Source organism: Agathobaculum sp. TL06, from assembly GCF_054658635.1.
Genome location: NZ_BAAGGY010000058.1, coordinates 1 through 1,599, shown reverse-complemented (window position 1 = coordinate 1,599; position 1,599 = coordinate 1). Strand labels below are relative to the sequence as shown.

General features: G+C 64.1%; 2 protein-coding genes. Both read left to right on the top strand.

Features of this window, described 5'->3' with window-relative positions:
- The coding region (locus ACYQ3S_RS15610) for a mannitol dehydrogenase family protein (RefSeq protein WP_459690286.1) at positions 1 to 894 on the top strand (894 nt) is incomplete at its 5' end.
- Positions 895 to 907: 13 nt separating this feature from the next.
- Positions 908 to 1,599: UxaA family hydrolase (locus tag ACYQ3S_RS15605; protein WP_459690285.1), on the top strand; the 692-nt coding region annotated here is incomplete at its 3' end.

Genomic DNA, 1,599 nt, shown 5'->3' with positions numbered 1-1,599 from the left:
GATGCGTTCAGAGCCTGGTGCGGGAGCTGCACGTTCTGCTCGACGCTGGTGGACCGCATCGTGCCGGGGCGGATCAAGGACGCGGCGGAAGCGGCGCGCATGGAGGAGGAAAACGGCTACCATGACGGGCTGATCGACGTGGGCGAGGTGTTCGGCGTGTGGAACATCGAGGGACCGGCGTGGCTGGAGGAACAGCTGCCGTTCAAGGCGGCGGGGCTGAACTGCATCGTGGTGCCGGATGTGACGCCGTACAAAAAGCGCAAGGTGCGCATCCTGAACGGCGCGCACACGGGCTTTGTGCTGGGCGCATACCTGGCGGGCTTCGATATCGTGCGGGACTGCATGCACAACGACAGCATCCGCGGCTTTATGAACAAGATGCTGTACGAGGAGGTCATCCCGACCCTGCCGCTGGATAAGCAGGACCTGGAGGCGTTCGCGGCGGCGGTGCAGGACCGGTTCAACAACCCGTTCGTGGACCACGAGCTGATGAGCATTTCGCTCAATTCGACCTCCAAATGGAAAGCGCGCAACCTGCCGAGCCTGCTGGAATATGTGGAAAAGACGGGCCGGCTGCCGGAATGCCTGAGCATGAGCCTTGCGGCGTATATCGCGTTCTACACGAGCGATGTGCAGGAGCTGACCGAAGCGGGGCTGGTGTGCAGGCGGGCGAAGGGCAACACCTATACCTGCTCGGACGACCGCTGGGCGCTGGAATTTTACTGGGCGCATAAGGACGACAGCGCGGCGGAGCTGGTACACGCGGTGCTGACCAACCGGCAGATGTGGGATCAGGACCTGACGGAGATCGCGGGGCTGGAAGCCGCGGTGCTGGCGGGGCTTACGAAGATCCGCACGGAGGGCGCGGAGGCCGCGTTCGCCTCCTGCCTGTGAGAGGGAGGATAAGATGACAAAGCTGATACGGATCACAGAGCGGGACAACGTGGCGGTGGCGCTGCATGCGGCGTCAAAGGGAGAGACGCTGAAAGCGGGGGACGCGGTGGTGACCGCGCGGGAGGATATCCCGCAGGGGCATAAGATCGCGCTCGTACCGCTCGCGGCAGGGGAAGCGGTGGTGAAATACGGCTTCCCGATCGGCCATGCGACGGAGCCGGTGGAGGCGGGCAGTTGGGTACATACGCACAACATGCGGACCAACCTGTCCGGCGAGGAGGAGTATGCCTATGAGCCGTCGGTACCCGAGATAGAGGCGGCGGAGCCGGAGACATTCCAGGGCTACCGGAGGGAGGACGGCCGCGCGGCGGTGCGGAATGAAATCTGGATCATCCCGACGGTGGGCTGCGTCAACGACGTGGCGAAAAAGCTGGTGTCGGACAACCAGGACCTGGTGAGCGGAAGCATAGACGGGCTGTATACATTCCCGCATCCATACGGGTGCAGCCAGACGGGCGATGACCACGCGCAGACGAGGAAGCTGCTGGCGGCGCTGGCGCGGCATCCGAACGCGGGTGCGGTGCTGGTGCTGAGCCTGGGGTGCGAGAACCTGCAGCACGACCAGTTCGTAGAGGAGCTGGGGGAATATGATCCGGAGCGCGTCAAGTTTCTCACCTGCCAGGACGTGGAGGACGAGTTCGCGGC